Source organism: Pseudomonas sp. AP19, assembly GCF_001728855.1.
In the GTDB taxonomy this organism is placed as follows: Bacteria; Pseudomonadota; Gammaproteobacteria; order Pseudomonadales; family Pseudomonadaceae; genus Aquipseudomonas; species Aquipseudomonas fluorescens.
In genome coordinates this window covers 1-14,661 of sequence record NZ_LXJP01000032.1, presented here as the reverse complement: position 1 = coordinate 14,661, position 14,661 = coordinate 1, and the positions used below count along the sequence as shown (strand labels likewise).

The 14,661-nt window shown below is 58.1% G+C and carries 19 protein-coding genes and 1 pseudogene; 4 read left to right on the top strand and 16 right to left on the bottom strand.

The window, feature by feature from the left end:
* Positions 1-19 precede the first annotated feature (19 nt).
* The 5 genes from A7D21_RS20930 to A7D21_RS20910 form a co-directional block, all read right to left on the bottom strand.
* Positions 20-2,737 (bottom strand): toprim domain-containing protein, encoded by a 2,718-nt coding sequence (locus A7D21_RS20930; RefSeq protein WP_069552598.1) that lies wholly within the window; start codon positions 2,735-2,737, stop codon positions 20-22.
* Positions 2,738-2,749: 12 nt separating this feature from the next.
* On the bottom strand, positions 2,750-2,983 hold the full coding sequence (locus A7D21_RS20925) for a hypothetical protein (protein WP_069552597.1): 234 nt from the start codon (positions 2,981-2,983) through the stop codon (positions 2,750-2,752).
* Positions 2,984-3,059: 76 nt separating this feature from the next.
* Entirely contained in the window at positions 3,060-3,431 is a 372-nt protein-coding gene (locus tag A7D21_RS20920; protein WP_069552596.1) for a hypothetical protein, read from the bottom strand.
* Positions 3,431-3,718 carry an ogr/Delta-like zinc finger family protein gene (locus A7D21_RS20915; protein WP_069552595.1) on the bottom strand — a complete coding sequence of 96 codons (288 nt, stop codon included), beginning with the start codon at positions 3,716-3,718 and terminating at the stop codon, positions 3,431-3,433. The genes A7D21_RS20920 and A7D21_RS20915 overlap by 1 nt, the downstream gene beginning before the upstream one ends.
* A 12-nt stretch (positions 3,719-3,730) precedes the next feature.
* Positions 3,731-3,922 carry a hypothetical protein gene (locus tag A7D21_RS20910; protein ID WP_069552594.1) on the bottom strand — a complete coding sequence of 64 codons (192 nt, stop codon included), beginning with the start codon at positions 3,920-3,922 and terminating at the stop codon, positions 3,731-3,733.
* On the opposite strand from A7D21_RS20910, the gene A7D21_RS20905 reads away from it, so the two are divergent.
* Positions 3,921-4,139, top strand: coding sequence for a hypothetical protein (locus A7D21_RS20905; protein ID WP_069552593.1), 219 nt, complete (start codon positions 3,921-3,923; stop codon positions 4,137-4,139). The two genes, A7D21_RS20910 and A7D21_RS20905, sit on opposite strands and share 2 nt — an antisense overlap.
* A gap of 10 nt (positions 4,140-4,149) precedes the next feature.
* On the opposite strand, the gene A7D21_RS20900 is transcribed toward A7D21_RS20905, so the two are convergent.
* Together A7D21_RS20900 and A7D21_RS34575 are read right to left on the bottom strand one after the other, a co-directional pair.
* Positions 4,150-4,623, bottom strand: coding sequence for a YmfL family putative regulatory protein (locus tag A7D21_RS20900; protein WP_069552592.1), 474 nt, complete (start codon positions 4,621-4,623; stop codon positions 4,150-4,152).
* A gap of 29 nt (positions 4,624-4,652) precedes the next feature.
* On the bottom strand, positions 4,653-4,865 hold the full coding sequence (locus A7D21_RS34575; protein WP_083272223.1) for a DNA-binding protein: 213 nt from the start codon (positions 4,863-4,865) through the stop codon (positions 4,653-4,655).
* An 84-nt stretch (positions 4,866-4,949) separates the two neighbouring features.
* Between A7D21_RS34575 and A7D21_RS20895 the strand changes: the two genes are divergently transcribed.
* The 3 genes from A7D21_RS20895 (at position 4,950) to A7D21_RS20890 (ending at position 6,382) form a co-directional block, all read left to right on the top strand.
* Positions 4,950-5,279, top strand: coding sequence for a helix-turn-helix domain-containing protein (locus A7D21_RS20895; protein ID WP_069552591.1), 330 nt, complete (start codon positions 4,950-4,952; stop codon positions 5,277-5,279).
* A 378-nt stretch (positions 5,280-5,657) separates the two neighbouring features.
* Positions 5,658-5,822: a hypothetical protein gene (locus A7D21_RS35860; protein WP_171902626.1), complete on the top strand. Its 165-nt coding sequence runs from the start codon at positions 5,658-5,660 to the stop codon at positions 5,820-5,822.
* A 101-nt stretch (positions 5,823-5,923) separates the two neighbouring features.
* Positions 5,924-6,382, top strand: coding sequence for a hypothetical protein (locus tag A7D21_RS20890; RefSeq protein WP_069552590.1), 459 nt, complete (start codon positions 5,924-5,926; stop codon positions 6,380-6,382).
* Positions 6,383-6,387: 5 nt separating this feature from the next.
* On the opposite strand, the gene A7D21_RS20885 is transcribed toward A7D21_RS20890, so the two are convergent.
* The 9 genes and pseudogenes from A7D21_RS20885 to A7D21_RS35855 all read right to left on the bottom strand — a co-directional run.
* On the bottom strand, positions 6,388-7,692 hold the full coding sequence (locus A7D21_RS20885) for a phage late control D family protein (RefSeq protein WP_069552589.1): 1,305 nt from the start codon (positions 7,690-7,692) through the stop codon (positions 6,388-6,390).
* Positions 7,689-8,129, bottom strand: coding sequence for a phage tail protein (locus A7D21_RS20880; RefSeq protein ID WP_069552588.1), 441 nt, complete (start codon positions 8,127-8,129; stop codon positions 7,689-7,691). The genes A7D21_RS20885 and A7D21_RS20880 overlap by 4 nt, the downstream gene beginning before the upstream one ends.
* A gap of 6 nt (positions 8,130-8,135) precedes the next feature.
* The gene (locus A7D21_RS20875) at positions 8,136-10,874 is read right to left on the bottom strand and encodes a phage tail tape measure protein (protein ID WP_069552587.1); all 2,739 of its coding nucleotides are present in this window, start codon (positions 10,872-10,874) and stop codon (positions 8,136-8,138) included.
* Positions 10,864-10,983, bottom strand: a complete 120-nt coding sequence (locus A7D21_RS34570) for a GpE family phage tail protein (protein WP_073843658.1) — start codon at positions 10,981-10,983, stop codon at positions 10,864-10,866. Before A7D21_RS34570 ends, A7D21_RS20875 begins: the two co-directional genes overlap by 11 nt.
* Positions 10,984-10,991: 8 nt before the next feature.
* The gene (locus A7D21_RS20870; protein WP_069552586.1) at positions 10,992-11,330 is read right to left on the bottom strand and encodes a phage tail assembly protein; all 339 of its coding nucleotides are present in this window, start codon (positions 11,328-11,330) and stop codon (positions 10,992-10,994) included.
* Positions 11,331-11,374: 44 nt separating this feature from the next.
* Entirely contained in the window at positions 11,375-11,890 is a 516-nt protein-coding gene (locus A7D21_RS20865; protein ID WP_069552585.1) for a phage major tail tube protein, read from the bottom strand.
* Positions 11,891-11,947: 57 nt separating this feature from the next.
* The gene (locus tag A7D21_RS20860) at positions 11,948-13,117 is read right to left on the bottom strand and encodes a phage tail sheath protein (protein ID WP_069552584.1); all 1,170 of its coding nucleotides are present in this window, start codon (positions 13,115-13,117) and stop codon (positions 11,948-11,950) included.
* Between the two features lie 124 nt (positions 13,118-13,241).
* A complete protein-coding gene (locus tag A7D21_RS20855; RefSeq protein ID WP_069552583.1) occupies positions 13,242-13,670 on the bottom strand; it encodes a tail fiber assembly protein in 429 nt (142 codons plus the stop codon).
* 9 nt (positions 13,671-13,679) lie between these two features.
* Positions 13,680-14,661, bottom strand: a pseudogene (locus tag A7D21_RS35855) (phage tail protein); the annotation flags it as partial.

The following is a 14,661-nucleotide window of genomic DNA, read 5'->3' as shown; positions in this document are numbered from 1 at the left end:
TGTCGAGGGGGTGCAGCCCCTACGCGCCCTGGAATACCCAGCAGCGAATGGTTTTCGGTTTGTCGAATGCGTCGACCTGGCGCGCCGAGTTGACGGGCTTGTTCGATTCCAGAAATTTGGGTGACTTGCTGGTCTTGAGCAGTCGTTTCAGGTCGCTTAGCGGCGGCACTTGCTGGCGTTTATTGGCGGCCATTTCCACAAACTCGTTGAGGTTCACGGCGATCAGCCCATCGCGGCGCGCATGGTTCAGCGCGGCTTTCTCGTCCATGCCATTGAGGAATTCGTACAGGTTCCAAAACTCGCGCACGGTCGGGTGGTCGGCGTTGATTGCCTGCTGCCGCTCCAGGGCCATGCGGTTGATTTCGGCGTGGGCGAGGGCCTTGCGGCGATCGCCGAGCGGTACGACGCCGGCCAATGCGTCCACCAGGCTGCGCAGTTGGGCGTGGTTCTTGGCGATACGCACGGTGCGCACACCAGGCAGGGCCAGCAGTTCCTGTTCGTAGCCGGAGGTGTTTTCCTCCAACAGCCGCATGGTTTCGGCTTCGCGCTGCAGCGCCTTGACCAGGAAGCCGCTGATGCTGTCCATCGGCATGCGCTCCAGCTGCTCGGCGTACTGCTTGGTCTCCGGCGTGTGGTGCTCACGTGTCAGGTGGACGTGGCAGATACGCTGCAGGATTGGCTCTGATGCGTTCACCGGGTTGTTTTGCGCAATCAGCAAGGCGGCGCGGAACGGCGGTTCGTGGGTGTCGTTTCCGTTGTTCTTCACGCCGGTGGAGCGAACGCTGCGGCCGTTGTAGGCGGTTTTCAGTTCGTCCCAGTCGAAGTGTTTAACCGGCTGGCCTTCCTTCTGTTCACGCTCAGATTCGATCAGCACCACCGGCAAGTTGCTGACCTGCGAGAAGTTGCGCGCGCGGCTGGCGGCGGTGGCTTTGGATGGGTCAAAGCCTTCGTAATCGGTACGCCCGACCGACTTCCACAACAGCTCCACCAGCGTGGTTTTGCCCGATCCGGCTTCGCCCACCAGTTCCAGGAACATCAGCGATTTGTGGATCTGTCGGATCTGCTCGGCATGCAACGCGCCCAGCCACCAGGCCAGCACCACCAGGCCCTGTACGCCAAAGCAGCGCCAGTAGATGTCGAACCAACCTTCGTTGTAGGCGTTGAGGTCGGTGTTGATGTGCAGCACTGGCGACTGGCTCTGCGACTTGATGCTCAGCTTGCCGAGGTCAAAAAAGTCTTCCTTGTTGCGCACCTGCACCTTGCCGCCGTGAAAGGCCAGGTCATTAAAAACATAGGCGCCATGGTCGCGGCTGTAGCCGATCCATTCGATGGTGTTGACGGTTTTCAGGCAATCGAGCTGGGGTGCCAAGATACGTTTCAGTTGCTGGGCACTGCCCTCGAACATCGCGCCGTTGGAGACGTTGAGCAGGCGATTCGCGAACTCAGGCGCCGACGTGAGCTGCTTAGCCGTGAACGTGCTCTTGATGGCCGGCCCCTGCGGGCGCTCGATACGGAAGTAATACCAGGCCTCATCGGTCAGGTCGTTGCGCATGTAATACAGCGCCTGGAAATTACAGTTGGCGATGCTGGTCACTGAGCCGGATTGGCGCAGTGCCTTGTAGCGCCTCTGTTCCTCTGTGAGCAACTGGTCTTCATGTCGCTCAGAGCCTTCCAGGTCGGTCATCGCCCGGTCGTATTTATCTAGGTCCAGCCGAAACCAGTAAAGGCGCTTGCGGAATGTGAAGTTGAATTCCTTGCGCTCGTCGCGCAGATAGATGAGGAAGCCTTTTTCTTCAGCCGAGTCAGCCAGCAGCAAATCGCCTTGGTGGCGGGCTTCGTCAAAGTCTTGCTCGATCCGCTCGGCGCGTTTGTCGTCACCCTCGATCGACTTCCACCGCAGGTGCAGGTCGTTCCAGTCAACCTTTTTGCCATTGGGTTGCGGGATCACCGCCGCCTTGCAGGTGAAGCCCAGGTCGCGTGCTTCCTTCGCCCAGCGGCGCATGTTGGCCTTAGCGACAGGCTCGTTATCCAATGCCCACACAAGTACCGGTAGGCGCCTGTCGGCGTCGTGGCGCAGCTTGGCCAGGGCCTTGAGTGAGTCGATAGGGCAGGGGGCGCTGGACATCATCGACACGGCTGGCACTTCGTTGTGCACCAGTGCGATGGAGTCGAAAATCCCCTCTACGATGAACAGCTCGTCGACTTCCAGCAGGTCGACGCTCGGCGGACACCACCAGACGCCTTTGTATCCAGTCAAGCCTTCACCGGTTGGGCGGAAGCGCGCTTTCATCTTGCCGAATCGGTCTGGCCGATCTATCAAGCGCTCCCAGTAGCCACCTTTCTCCAAGGCGAAACGCACCGTGGCGCTGCCGATGTTTAGCCGGCCATCCCAGTAGTTGTCCTGGGTGAACCAACCGGCGATCAGCTCAAACTTGAAGCCCCGCGCAAACTCAAGGTAGGCGCGTGCCGTCGCAAGCGGGTTATCCGGCGTCGACGGGGCAGTCTTGCTCCAGTCGTTGAACAAGTCGTCGTAGACGTCCTTCACGTGAACACGGTGGTCGCACTTTTCCGGTCGTCCGCAGATCAGTGTCCAGGGCGAATCGTAGAAGGTGTATAGGGTCTTCTGGCCGCAGGCAGGGCAAACACCCTTACGCATGTAATTGGTGTTGGCCATGTGCTTGAGCTGGTAGTCCCGCTCAATGCGTTGAATGACGTCGGCTCGCAGCCTTTGTTCCATTTCCATCGTGGCTTACTTCGCTTCGTCGAGACTGTGTTTAAGGGCGCCAATCAGGCTTTTTCGTGCAGCCAGCCCAGGGAAAGCCAGCAGCAACGAGCCGTGCCGCAAACCCTCGGGGATCAAGCGAAAGCGGTCGTCATACCAATGCTCGTTGAACAGCAACGCGTACTGCGCACGGAGCTCAACGAGTAGTGCCTCGGCCTGGTCGCGGGGCAGTTTTGCGGTGATGGCGATGTCGATTTCCATGGTCCACCTCGGATCGCGGGCAAAGCTCACCCAAACCCATTGGGGATGGGGCAGAGCGGGGGGTTAAAAGGGAGCGTTACTGAGGGTGTGGCTTGTGTAAGGCGTTGCGCTGGTCGAGCAGTTTCTGCGGCAGAAACCTAGCCGACATCGGGAAGGCTTTGCCGGCGAGAACGTCCACCAAGAGGACACGGGTGCTGTCTGACCCACTGGCCCAGTCAATGCCAATCCAGCGCCGCTTTTTGATCACCTGCAGTTCTGTCCAGGCGTTGTGGACCAGCTTCGGCGCCATGAACACGGGCACTTCCAACGCGAGGGTTAGGTGCCGAATGCACCGTTCAAACAACAGATCGGAGTCCACGAGGTATTCAGCCTCGTGGCGTTGCAAGTAGGTGAAAGCAGCGTGTTGCATGCTGCTGCGGTAGTCATGAGTCTGTTGATCGAGGTTCATCACACGCGCTCCATTTCCAGTTCATCCAGCAGATCGGGTTGATCGTTGGCGGTTTTCATTGCCTGGCGACGAATGACCACGTCTGCAGCTGGCAGCTTTACAGCTGGGTTGGGCATGCCGCTGGGGCTCAGTTCGTGGGTCATTTGAAATTCAGCACGCACTCCAAATCCGCAGGCTTCGTTGGTGCATTGCAAGTAAGCGATGCGCAGGAAAATGTGTTGGCCTTCGCTTGTCCGGATACGCATACGGCCACGGCAGTGAGGGCAAACCAGCTTGTAAGTACTCATAACCGGCGTCCTTTACAGCGCTTCTGCATCTTCGAGGGCAATGTTCAACGGTGTGATTGCGTCACCGATTGCCATGCGGATATCACTGCCAGAGCAGTCGTGATTGGTGGTGGCGACGATTTCTTTTAATGTGTTCAGTCGCTGTTGAGCGATCACCAGCAGATCCAACAAATGTTTTCTTTCTTCTTCAAGGATGTGGGTCATGGGTAATCACTCAAAAAGAGAAGTCGAGCGCTTGCTGCAACGTTTGCAGGAGCGGCATGAAGCACTGGAGAAAGTCATGCGTGGCCGTGAAGCAACAAAGCTGACCGTTACAGGGGAAGTGCCTGGCCTAATTGTCAGCGCAGAAGACATCCGCTTCGCCGTCGACGACGTGGCCACCGCGTTGAAAGAAATCAAGGCAAGGCTAGGCAAGGGCTGAGGGCAGCAGATCACTGAACTGCTCCCTGGCTATACAGCTGGATGGTCGCGAAGACCTCGGCATATCGGGCCGACATGTATGTGATCAGTGCCGCGATGATTGCGTCGGCTTCGCGCTTTTCGATAACACCGTCATCCAGGGCCGCAGACATGATCTGGTCGACCTTGCCCCGCTTGGCCGAGGCCTTCAGCGAGCGGCTGTACAACTCAACGTTGTCGAGAGTTTCAGGCAGGCTAAGGGGTACGAACATGCCGCCGTACATTGAGGCGATGTAATCAGCCAGGTACGTGGTGCCGGCGACTTGCTCCAGGCGGCGGATGTGTTCGTCGGTCAGCGGGCGGCTGCCGGCGTTCTCGTAGGCCTGGTTGTCGAACTTCTTGATTGGCATCCCTAGGTCTGCCGAGGCGTACTCTCGACCGCCTGGATAGGCGCCGATGACGGCCATGACTACGCTTTTTCTGCTGTCTAGAACTGGGCGTTTCATCTTCTGGTTTCCCCTTGGAGCCAGAGGCCCTAGTTTGTAATCACGCCGTCTTTGATCCCGAGCAAAACAGCTGCCCGGTGTGCTTCTCCGCGTAAGCACTTCTTTTGTCCGTTCAACACTGCATAGACCGTTGATGGGTTGAATCCATTTTTTTTGGCCCAGTCCTTCGACGAGATCCCGAGACGTGCGAGACGATCGCGGGCTTCCTGGCAGGCTTGCTCGATGGGGGATGCGTTCGGCATAGTCTCGTTTCGTGTGATTTCGTGTGATGACAGGCGAAGTATTTCCCAATAATTTGGGATCGTCAAGCCTATATGGAGACAAATGTGGGAATTGGTGATCGCCTAAAAGAAGAACGTGAACGCCTAGGGTTCAATCAGACTGAGCTTGCGGCTATCGGTGGCGCCTCGAAAAACAGCCAGTACAACTACGAAAAGGGCGAGCGAAGCCCAGATGCAACGTACCTCGCTTCAGTGACGAATGAGGGCGTTGACCTTCTTTACGTAGTTACTGGAGAGCGGAAGCCAACCAAGGCCGAAAGCATTACTGTCGATGAGGCTCAGTTGCTTGAGTCCTATCGCTTGATGGATGGAGCCGATAAACAATCATTGTTGCGGATGGCTTTCGCACTGGCGAAGGTCGTACGTTCCACGTAGCGGTTGCTATACCCCCAAATAGCAGCTGTAAAGTTGCTCGGTTTGAAAGTACATGGAGTAGTGATGATGGCACTGACCACCTGCAAGGAATGCAAGCACCAAGTTTCCACCATCGCCAAGGAATGCCCGAGTTGTGGGTCTCAGACATTCAATGGGAACTCAGGAAAGAGAGTTTCCGGTCTGTTTTGTCTTGGGCTTTTAGCTGCAGCGTTCTACGGGGTCTGGCGCCTTCTTACTCCGTCATGAAATGTACTGCCTCAAATTCAAGTGATTCAGAAGGAAACTCACGTCTTAAGGTGTACAAAGCCGGCTGTTCTCCGGGCAAATGACGGTGCCATGGTGGCACCGGTTGCCCGTACCTGTGAATGGAGTAATCGCATGATGGAGAACTACAGCGTACCGGCCCCTCAAAACTTGATATGTCCGTCAGGAAAGTTGAGTGATCGTGAACTGAAATTGCTGGCGATGTTCAGGGACATCAGTCATCAGCAGCAAGACGATATTCTGCGAGTACTGGAGGCATTTACGCAGCTATCGGAGTAAGCAGTCTACGCCCCGGCTCAGAGCCGGGGCGTTTTAGTTGATTTGCTACTCAACTTCTACCACCATTCAGCTTCCAACGGGCGAAGGTAAATGGACCAGTAATGAAGACTCTTTTCCTTATGCAAATTCTTAGTGGCGGGCTGTTAGCCGCGTTATCTGCCGCTGCTTGTGCGCAGCCCTGCGACAACATTTTGAACGCCCTCGAGCGTGAAAAAGACTTGGCTTTGGTCCAGAGAGCTGGGGCTATGCAAGTCACCCATTACAAAGCAAGCGAGAACATCGATCTTGATGTCAAGTGTGGGTTGGGCAAGCCCAACATAGGTGTTTATTGGGCGGGGCCAATTCCAGATCAGGCGTTTTATGACTTGGTCGGTCGGGCAGGTACTCTGGTTTCAAGCCGTTCTGCCGCCGACGTCGTGAAGGCCTCCAAGCAATGCCGTCAACAGGCATTGAAAGACAACGGCGAGATTGCCACGGTCGAACAAAAAGGCCTGGCCATTGAATGCCAAGCCTTTGCCCGCGACGGTGGTGGCACGACCATTACGGTATTTGCTGAGTAACCTTCCTACACCTGGGCCCCGCCGCCGGCAGGGCCTCCCGCTTCGGCTTTCGCCGCCTGTAACCGCTTCCACTCTCGATCAACTGCGCGCTTTGCCGTGTTCTTGTTGGCGTACAGCCAAAGCAGGCGCCGAGGCTTCGCCTGGTCACCGGCGGTCATGTTTTTCTCTTTCCCGGTACCGTCATCGCGGTAGTAAGCGATGATCCCGGTGTAATTCAACTTGTTCTCTTCTGCCAGGTCATCGACGGTGTCTTCCGGCAGCTTGCTTTCCAGCTCCAGGCTCATTGTGTAGCCGTTGTCCGGGCTGAGGTTGTGCTGCACATTACCGCCGTACCAGATGATTTCGTCAATTTCGTCTTTAACGCCCTGCAGCGTGTAGGTCAGCTCCGGGATCAGGTCGGGCCGACCCAGCGCCAACGTGTAGCTGAGGGTGGCGCTGCCACGGCGCAGGCGGTTGAATTCTGCCCGTGCGGCGCGAAGCGCCGACTGTTTGTCGCTGTAGGTGTGGCGCAGGTCTTTTAGGTTCTCGCCACCGCCGGCGATGGCCTCCTGTTTCTTAGCGCTGTTCACGTCGTAGAAGTAAGCGCGCACACCGTCATAGCTATCGCGGTCGGCCTGCAGGTAGCGATGCTGGTCGCCGTCGGCGCGTACGAGGGTGATGTGGGGCAGCTCCAGGCCGCTGGCAGTCTTGCCACCACCAGCCGGCATGCACAACAGGCAACCGGCCTTCACGCTGGCTACTGCATCGAATTCTTGCCCCAGGCGGCTGATCAAATTGGCGTCCGACTCGTTGGCCTGATCGAGCTGTAGGATCTCCAAGCCGTCCAGGGCTCCAGCGATAGTGGCGGTGAGGCCGTTACCGATGGCGATATCGCCCAGGACGTCACCGAGAGTGGTGTTGCTCCAGCTGCGTTCGCGTTTGGTTTTGAGACCCTTGCGCAGGTCAGCTGAACGGGCACGGATGCTCAACACGTCAGGGGCGCCGCTGTGTTCGGTCTCGTCGACAGTGTACGTGCCTTTGTCCACCAGACCGCTGTCGCTCCAGCCCAACCACAGTCGCAACACTGCGCCTTTGGGAGGAATCGACAACAACCCGTCGTGATCGCTTAGGGTAATGCTGAGCTGGTCGGCTTCGATACCGCGATTATCGGTCAGCTCCAGGCTCATCAACCGCGGGCTGACCAGCTGCGCGATGTCGTTGCCGTCGACCGTCAATCTAAAGGCGGGCACTGGATAGGCTGCATCGCGCTTGTAGCGATCGACAGTGTCTTTCAGAAACCCGGTTACACGGGAGAGGGCGGCTTCGATCATAGCAACCTGCGCAGGATGCTCATGCCCACGGCTGTACCGGCGCCGAGTAAGTCGATCCGGTCATCGTCGATACGTTTGAGGGAAATACTGAATTCGATTCGACGAGGTGTTCCGTCGCGAAAGAAAAGGGTCTTGGTCTCGCTGAGGCTGTCGATTATCCAAAGCCCGTAGATGCGGCCACTGCCTTCGACCATGGGCCAGGCTTTGCCGGTATTAGCCATCAACCGTATAGCGTCCAGGCTGAGGGTACTACCTGCCAGTTCCGGCAGGATGATGCCGGGCAGCGTGATGGTGTCGTCGCCACGCCCGAGAAACTGCCGGGCGGGCACGGTGCCGATTCGACTGTTGCTTGCATGGCGCCATTCGGTTTGGCGCTGCAGCTCCTGGTACGCGGCGGTTGAGAGGCTGAATACGAACATGCCGAGGGCGAGCATCATGCGGGGTTACTCCAGGTCAGACAGCTTGCTGCGCGTGCGTGCGCCTTTCTCGCTTTCGATACGTGCCAGCTCGGCGCGCACAGCCCGCGCAATCGCCATAGCATCCATACCCTGTGTGGGGTGGATGTTGATTTCGTATTGGTCGTGGCTGTCGTAGGTCGGGCTACCCATAGCGCTGATGGGCGGACGATCATCAATCGCCAGCGCTGTTCCGCTCATCGTGCCGAGGCTCATTGCCCCGGCGGCAGTGAGCTGTTTGCTGAACTTGCTCAGTGCTGTCAGTGGTCCCCCTTCACCGTTTTCTAGCCCCTGCGTCAGCCCAGCCATTGTGAATCCACCCAGCTCCGCAAACACCCGCGACGGGCTGTGGATACCGAGTTTTTCCTTGAACCAACCTATGGTGGAATCGCCGATCGACACGATGGTGTCTTTCACTAGCCCCATACCGGACATTAGTCCGTTCACTAGCCCGTTGACGATCATACTGCCGAACTCGGTGAAGCGTGACGGCAGCTCAATGCCCAGGTAACTCAGCACCCCGGCGAACGCCTGGTAAACCAGCCCGAGCGGGCTGAAGTTCACGAGTGTGGCGATGATGCCGCCGATGCCGCCGTCGAATCCGGCTTTGATTTCCGTCCAGGCGTTGGTGAAATACAGCTTCACCGCGTCCCAGTTTCGATAGATAAGATAAGCGCCGCCGGCAATCGCGGCGACAACTGCGGCGATGATCAAAACAATCGGGTTAGCCGCCAGGCCCCACAGGGCGATACCAACCGTTCGAATAGCGGTCAGCAACGCCCCACCCATGGTTACAGCCAGCAAGCGAATGCCCTGCATCAGCATTGGAATCGCGTTTTTGGCGAGGCCGACCAATGTGGGGAAGAGCCGTTGAGCCACTGCGACAGTGCCGGCGCTTTTGAGACCGAACAGGCCCATGCCGTAACTGACAACTGCGAAGGGGCCGATCAAGCTGGCCAGGGTCAAGGCCAGCGCGCCAAAGACTCCTGCCAGCACGCCTACCACCATCAGGGTTTTCATCATGGCAGCGGCAGCGGCTGGGTTCTCCTTCATCCAGGCGGTTACGCCTTTTATCGTTTCGGTGATGCTTTTGAGCGCTTCGACATAGGTGGGCAGAATCGCCTGGCTCATTTCCCGGTAAGCATTGGCTTTCTGGGCAAGCAGCTCAAGTTCGGCGCCTTGGGCGGTGTTCATGCCTTTGTCATAGAGCTGGTCGATGCCGTCGGCGCCGGCATTCAGCTTGGCGTTTTTGTGGATCTGCTCGCGCTGCAGGTACATCTGCGCGAACAGGTTGGAGGCCGTACGGTTGGAGAAGATGCTGCCGATGCTATCCAGCACCTGCTTTTTGTCTGTAATGCCTTTGGCGGCGAGCTGCGGCAGCAGGATTTTTTCCATCCATTCAAACTGGTTTTCCCGGAACAACTCGCTGCCCTTGATCGCGCCGACGTCGAGAAAGGCAATTTGCCCGGCCTTGTCGTGCTTAACCTTGGTCGGATCGACTAACCCCAATTGCTCCATGTTATTGGCAGCGCGCTTGGTGGTTTTGCCCTGGTAGATGTTGGAATAGGCACTCATCATCGCCGTACCGACGCGGTGGCCGCCCATTTCCTGCACCAGTGGTTCCATCTGGTAGTAGAACGCCTCGTCCTTGATGCCTTTGGCCGCAACACCGCCGGTCTTAATCACGTTCAGCCATTCATTCGGCCCCACACGGCCACCCGTGGCGGTGAGGATGCGCTGCACGATATCGGCTTGATTGATGAACGCCTCTTTGCTGGCCAGGCCCCCGCGCAGCTCAATCACCTTGAGCATGTCCATGAACTTGCGTTCGTTCTCAGAGCCTTCTTCTTCGCCGTACATGGCGTGGTTGGCAAACTTCATTTTTGCCAAGGTTGGGGCGACCATTTCCGCTTCGTGTTCGTCGGCGAACACAGTCATGGCGTCACGGACCAGCGTCAGATTTTCCGTAACGCTGGTGCCATAGGTCTTCATGCGCTTGGCAAACTCGATCGCTTTGCCGGTGTCTTCCTGCCCCAGGCCCAAGGCGGCTACGCGGTTCTCCTCGAGCGCGAACTGTTTGCCTTCCTGCAACGGGGCGTACAGGCCACGGCCGATTGCGTAACCGGTGCCCATGCCGGCGGCACCCGCCATGGCAGCATTTCCCGCGAACTGCCTGCGACCGCTGTACGTGCTGTCGAGGCGCGTGCGTGCTTTTGTTATTCGCTCTTGGGTGGCGTTCAGGGCGCGTAGACGCCGGCCTTGCTCGTTTATGCTGCTGTTAGTTGCACTGATCTGCTCGCGCAACTGACGCTCGTGGGTGCTGAGGTTCTTTGTGCTGATACCAGCGTCGGAAAGTCTGGAGCGCAGGCCCTGGAGCTGCACGCTCTGTTGCTGGTGTTCTTGTTTCAGGCGCTGTGCTTCGTGTACCGCCGCACGAAAGTCCTTGGTCATGGCCTTTGTCGGCGCACCGGTCGCGGCGAATTGCTGACTGAGGGCTTTGACACGTTCGCGGGCGGTGTCTAGAGACTGCCTGGTTTCGTCAGCAGCGGTTTTTTGGGAACGCCAGGCGCTTACGTCTTTCTGCTGGGTGTTGAGTTCCTTCAGACGGTCACGGGCAGCCTTAAGGGCACGGGCAGCTTCAGTACTGCCCCCGGTGATTTTCTTCAGTGGGCCGGTGGCTTTGTCGATGGCGTCAAGCAACACTCTCAGTCTTAAATCATTTGCCATCGACGCTGCTCCGAATACGCGCCCGTTCGCGCCAGTCCATCAGTTCCTGCAGGCCTAGCTGATCCATGTCAGCCGGGGCCCAGTGAAAAACTACGGCCAGATCGGCCATGGCGTCCTCTACGCAACGAGGGACGCATCCGTCTTCAGCTGCTTCTGCAACAAAAAACCTGACACCTTGTTGCCTAGGATGAACAGGTCGGCAGGGTCCATGTTGGCAAGCTCGACGGTGGTGAGGGTCGGTGTGGTGATTCGCGGCAGAACCTTGAGTAGGCTAGCGACGTCCATGTTCAACAGTTCAGCCAAGCTGACCCCCCGCAGCTCGCCCGAGTTGGGTTTGCGCAGGGTGATGCTGTCGATGGTGGTGGTGCCACGGCGGATCGGTGTGTCGAGTTGCACCGTATTGTCGTCGGCCAGCGGTTGAACGTCAGGTTGTTCGGTGGTTGCTTTGATGGTCATTGAAAAAGCTCCTGGTGAAGGTTGCGGGTGATTGAGCGGTTGGGTTAGATGCCCAGCGCGCTGCGCTGTTTGGCCAGCATGTCAACGCCATTGACCTTCTCGATGAAGTTGAGCAGGTCGATTTCGATGATTTCGGTACCGTCGACCGTCAGCTTGTAATAGCTGCAGGTGGTTTTGATGGTGTGTTCTGTGTCTTCGCCAGCCTTGGCTTCACCCATTTCGATGGTTTCATGGCGTCCACGCACGACGACTTCAACGGTGCTGACCTCGTCGGTGTCGTCCTGCTGGAAAGGACCAGAAAAGCGCAGGGCAACCGCCGAGGCATTCACTGCGCCGAACTGTTTGAGGGAGATAAGATCGAGGCCACCGGTCTTCCATTCGAACTGGATACCGTCGTCGGACATGCCCAGGTCTACTTTGACCGGGCCGTTCATGCCACCACCGCGATAGGCTTCCATCTTGCGGCCGAGCGGGGGCAGGGTGACGGACTTCACCACACCCAGGTAATTATTACCGTCGTTGAACAGGTTGAGGTTTTTGAGTTTGCGAGGCAGGGCCATGGCAGTGTTCTCCGGGATTCGGGTTCAGGGTGAACTCCCCTTACGGGGAGGCCCGGTTTAGCTGTTGACGCCTTTGGCGAAGTCGATCAGGTAGCGGTCGGTGATTCGCTGGCGGAAGGTGAGGTCTTCCAGGGGCGGCACGGGCGTGTAGTCGTAATCCACCCAGAGCTTGCCGGCCTTGAGGGTGTCCTTGTCGTTGATGTCTTCCGGGTACCAGCAGCTGCCGCCGATCAGGTAGCCCTGAGATTTCAGCTCGCGCATCTTGGCGTTCACGCCTTCGACCAGGTCGCGAACGAGCGAGGCATGCATGGGGCGGTCAACTGCCCACATATGCGCCTCGGCCATGGTGTCGGCGAGGATTTGTGCGGTTCGGGTGTAGTTCTCGAAAGCGAACTGGGGATCGTCACTACAGGTGCGGCTACCCCAGAAGCGAAAGCCGTTGGCGTTGATTAGGGTGGTCACTTCGTTGCTGTTGAGGTAGTTAGCATCGGTGGCCGGGTTTTGCAGATCCCAGAACACGTCGGCGCTGATGCCGGTCACACCACTTACAGCGACGTTGGAGAGGGTTTTGTGCCAACCGGTCTCCTGGTCGATCTTCGCTCGCAAGCCCAGAGCGCGAGCCACCGCCGAGGCGGTAGCGGTCTTGTTGGTGGCGATGTCCCAGTTGAGGAAGTCCGGCCAGATCACCATCATTTCGCGGGAGCCGAAGTTCTCGCGGTACGCGACCACCTCTTCCTTAGTTTTGCAGTCCCATGCACTGACGTAGGCGAAGGCGCGCAGGTCTTTGGCGATGGCGCCCAAGGCGGTGGCCACCGGCAAACTGTCCAGGCCTGGCACGCCGAGGATGCGCGGTGTCATGCCGATACGTGCCTTGGCAGCGAGCAGGGCTTTCATGCCGGTGTACTTGCCACCGGCCGTTGTGGTGCCGATCAGTGCGGTGGTGGTGGCGGCTTCATCAACGCCTTCCTTGACCCGCACCACGATGACGTAGGGCTTGGTCTGGTCGGCGATGCCTTGCAGGCTTGCAGCCAGCGTGCCCTTGACGCCAGCCTTGCCGACGGCAGTTTGCACGTTGGTGATCAGGACGGGAGTGTCCAGGGGGAAAACGAGTGGGTCCGCATCTTCAGCTGTGCAAACCATGCCGATAACTGCGGTGGGAATAGTGCGTATGGGGCGGGTGCCATCGTTGAGTTCGATGACCCGCACGCCGTGGAGATAATCGGCCATGTTTTGCCTGCGCTGTGATGGAATGACAGTACACAGGCTGCCGCGCGCGCGCCTAATGGGCGAGCGGCGGGACTTGTAGGAGAGGTGTTTACATGGCCAAGTGGTGAGTTCCACCTGGCTGAATTCACTGAAACTCCCCGGCTATCCAAGCCGGCGCTGGGGGCCGGTGCTCGCTCAAGGGGTACTCGCCAGCTTCTGGCCAGTTACGCAGTAAGCGGCGATACGCCTGCAACTCAGCGTATTGCTCCATCGTGAGCGTGGTCGCAATGCCTTCCTCCAGCTCGTCGCGATGCCGTGAAACGACACCATCAGTCGCCAATAATCGTTCGTCACGCCACTGTCGCTCAATGGCGGCCAACACCTCAGGCGATGGCGGCGGCGGATCAATCAGCACCGGATAGCCTTGATCATTTGCCACCAACCACTTGCCCTGCTCTTGGCCCGCCTTAAGCGCTTCATAGTCCTCATCAGAGACCTCAACACAGCCATCCGGAATGAAGCCGTGAAACGCCAAACTGTAAAAGCCACCATCCGCTGCACAGTAATGATTCATAAATCCCTCTTAGTTACCCTTAGCACGCCAAAAGAATTGGGCAGCCGCACCACTTCCCGAGTGGGAGTAGTTAAACCCTGTCTTCGAAAAAGCGCCGACCTGATGAGGACTGCCGCGCGAGGCAGGCGATTGCGTCCCCGCATCAACGTAGGTCAGTTGGATATTCGTGCATGCGTTCGGGAAGGCCTGGGGGAATGTAATCGGTGTGACGACCCCTGCCGCCGTGGAGCCAGTCAAACCCCACATTTCGATGTCGCCGCTTGGTAGCTTTTGATGACCAGGAGAGCCCAATGAGGCAGCGAACTGCGCTGAATATTTCAGAGCACCAACCCCATGCAGTCGCCATACGCCAGACTCTTTGGTAACGCTGACTGTATCGCCCTGCTTTAGGACGATTACGGTATACATCGTTCCATCCGGGCTAATCCTGTCGCCGCCGTTGATGGTAATGACTTTATCGATAGTGCTCGGGTTATGCAGAGTGATCGTTGCCCCCACTGGAACAGCGGACAGCAACGGCAAAGCGACTGTTTGAATTGCGCTTGAAGCCAGCGCCACGAACTGGCCAACATCGCTAATCGGTAGCGTAAAGCCGGTTCCGTTTTCATCCCGCCCCCCAGAAAAACCGCCCTTTTCCCGCTGCACAAACTCGGTCGTGGCCAGCAACTTGCCGGCATCGAACTGCGCCGGGGTGCTCGTCGCAGTGGGGCTGATCAATGCCGGCGAGTTGAGCGGTGCAAAACCTTGCGTGACGTTCTGAAACGTCAGCGCGGTGGTGCCGAGGACAATCCCCCCATCAGTGACTAACTGCCAGCGGGTGTCGGCCAGAGTGGTGCCCTGCTCGACCGACACCAGCAGCGCCGACGTTACTTCGGCATTGGTATCGGCATCTTCCGTGCGCTTCCATGCGCCCACCGCCGCAACGTACAGCCCGTTGTCCTTAGCGACATTCTGGTTCTTCACCAGCACTCGATCACCGGCAACCAACACT

What these genes read in the sequence shown, in the direction of transcription:
- A7D21_RS20930 (WP_069552598.1), bottom strand. Translation starts at nt 2,737, where the DNA reads ATGGAACAAAGGCTGCGAGCCGACGTCATTCAACGCATTGAGCGGGAC.
- A7D21_RS20925 (WP_069552597.1), bottom strand. Translation starts at nt 2,983, where the DNA reads ATGGAAATCGACATCGCCATCACCGCAAAACTGCCCCGCGACCAGGCC.
- A7D21_RS20920 (WP_069552596.1), bottom strand. Translation starts at nt 3,431, where the DNA reads ATGAACCTCGATCAACAGACTCATGACTACCGCAGCAGCATGCAACAC.
- A7D21_RS20915 (WP_069552595.1), bottom strand. Translation starts at nt 3,718, where the DNA reads ATGAGTACTTACAAGCTGGTTTGCCCTCACTGCCGTGGCCGTATGCGT.
- A7D21_RS20905 (WP_069552593.1), top strand. Translation starts at nt 3,921, where the DNA reads ATGGGTAATCACTCAAAAAGAGAAGTCGAGCGCTTGCTGCAACGTTTG.
- A7D21_RS20910 (WP_069552594.1), bottom strand. Translation starts at nt 3,922, where the DNA reads ATGACCCACATCCTTGAAGAAGAAAGAAAACATTTGTTGGATCTGCTG.
- A7D21_RS20900 (WP_069552592.1), bottom strand. Translation starts at nt 4,623, where the DNA reads ATGAAACGCCCAGTTCTAGACAGCAGAAAAAGCGTAGTCATGGCCGTC.
- A7D21_RS34575 (WP_083272223.1), bottom strand. Translation starts at nt 4,865, where the DNA reads ATGCCGAACGCATCCCCCATCGAGCAAGCCTGCCAGGAAGCCCGCGAT.
- A7D21_RS35860 (WP_171902626.1), top strand. Translation starts at nt 5,658, where the DNA reads ATGATGGAGAACTACAGCGTACCGGCCCCTCAAAACTTGATATGTCCG.
- A7D21_RS20890 (WP_069552590.1), top strand. Translation starts at nt 5,924, where the DNA reads ATGAAGACTCTTTTCCTTATGCAAATTCTTAGTGGCGGGCTGTTAGCC.
- A7D21_RS20885 (WP_069552589.1), bottom strand. Translation starts at nt 7,692, where the DNA reads ATGATCGAAGCCGCCCTCTCCCGTGTAACCGGGTTTCTGAAAGACACT.
- A7D21_RS20880 (WP_069552588.1), bottom strand. Translation starts at nt 8,129, where the DNA reads ATGATGCTCGCCCTCGGCATGTTCGTATTCAGCCTCTCAACCGCCGCG.
- A7D21_RS20875 (WP_069552587.1), bottom strand. Translation starts at nt 10,874, where the DNA reads ATGGCAAATGATTTAAGACTGAGAGTGTTGCTTGACGCCATCGACAAA.
- A7D21_RS34570 (WP_073843658.1), bottom strand. Translation starts at nt 10,983, where the DNA reads ATGGCCGATCTGGCCGTAGTTTTTCACTGGGCCCCGGCTGACATGGAT.
- A7D21_RS20870 (WP_069552586.1), bottom strand. Translation starts at nt 11,330, where the DNA reads ATGACCATCAAAGCAACCACCGAACAACCTGACGTTCAACCGCTGGCC.
- A7D21_RS20865 (WP_069552585.1), bottom strand. Translation starts at nt 11,890, where the DNA reads ATGGCCCTGCCTCGCAAACTCAAAAACCTCAACCTGTTCAACGACGGT.
- A7D21_RS20860 (WP_069552584.1), bottom strand. Translation starts at nt 13,117, where the DNA reads ATGGCCGATTATCTCCACGGCGTGCGGGTCATCGAACTCAACGATGGC.
- A7D21_RS20855 (WP_069552583.1), bottom strand. Translation starts at nt 13,670, where the DNA reads ATGAATCATTACTGTGCAGCGGATGGTGGCTTTTACAGTTTGGCGTTT.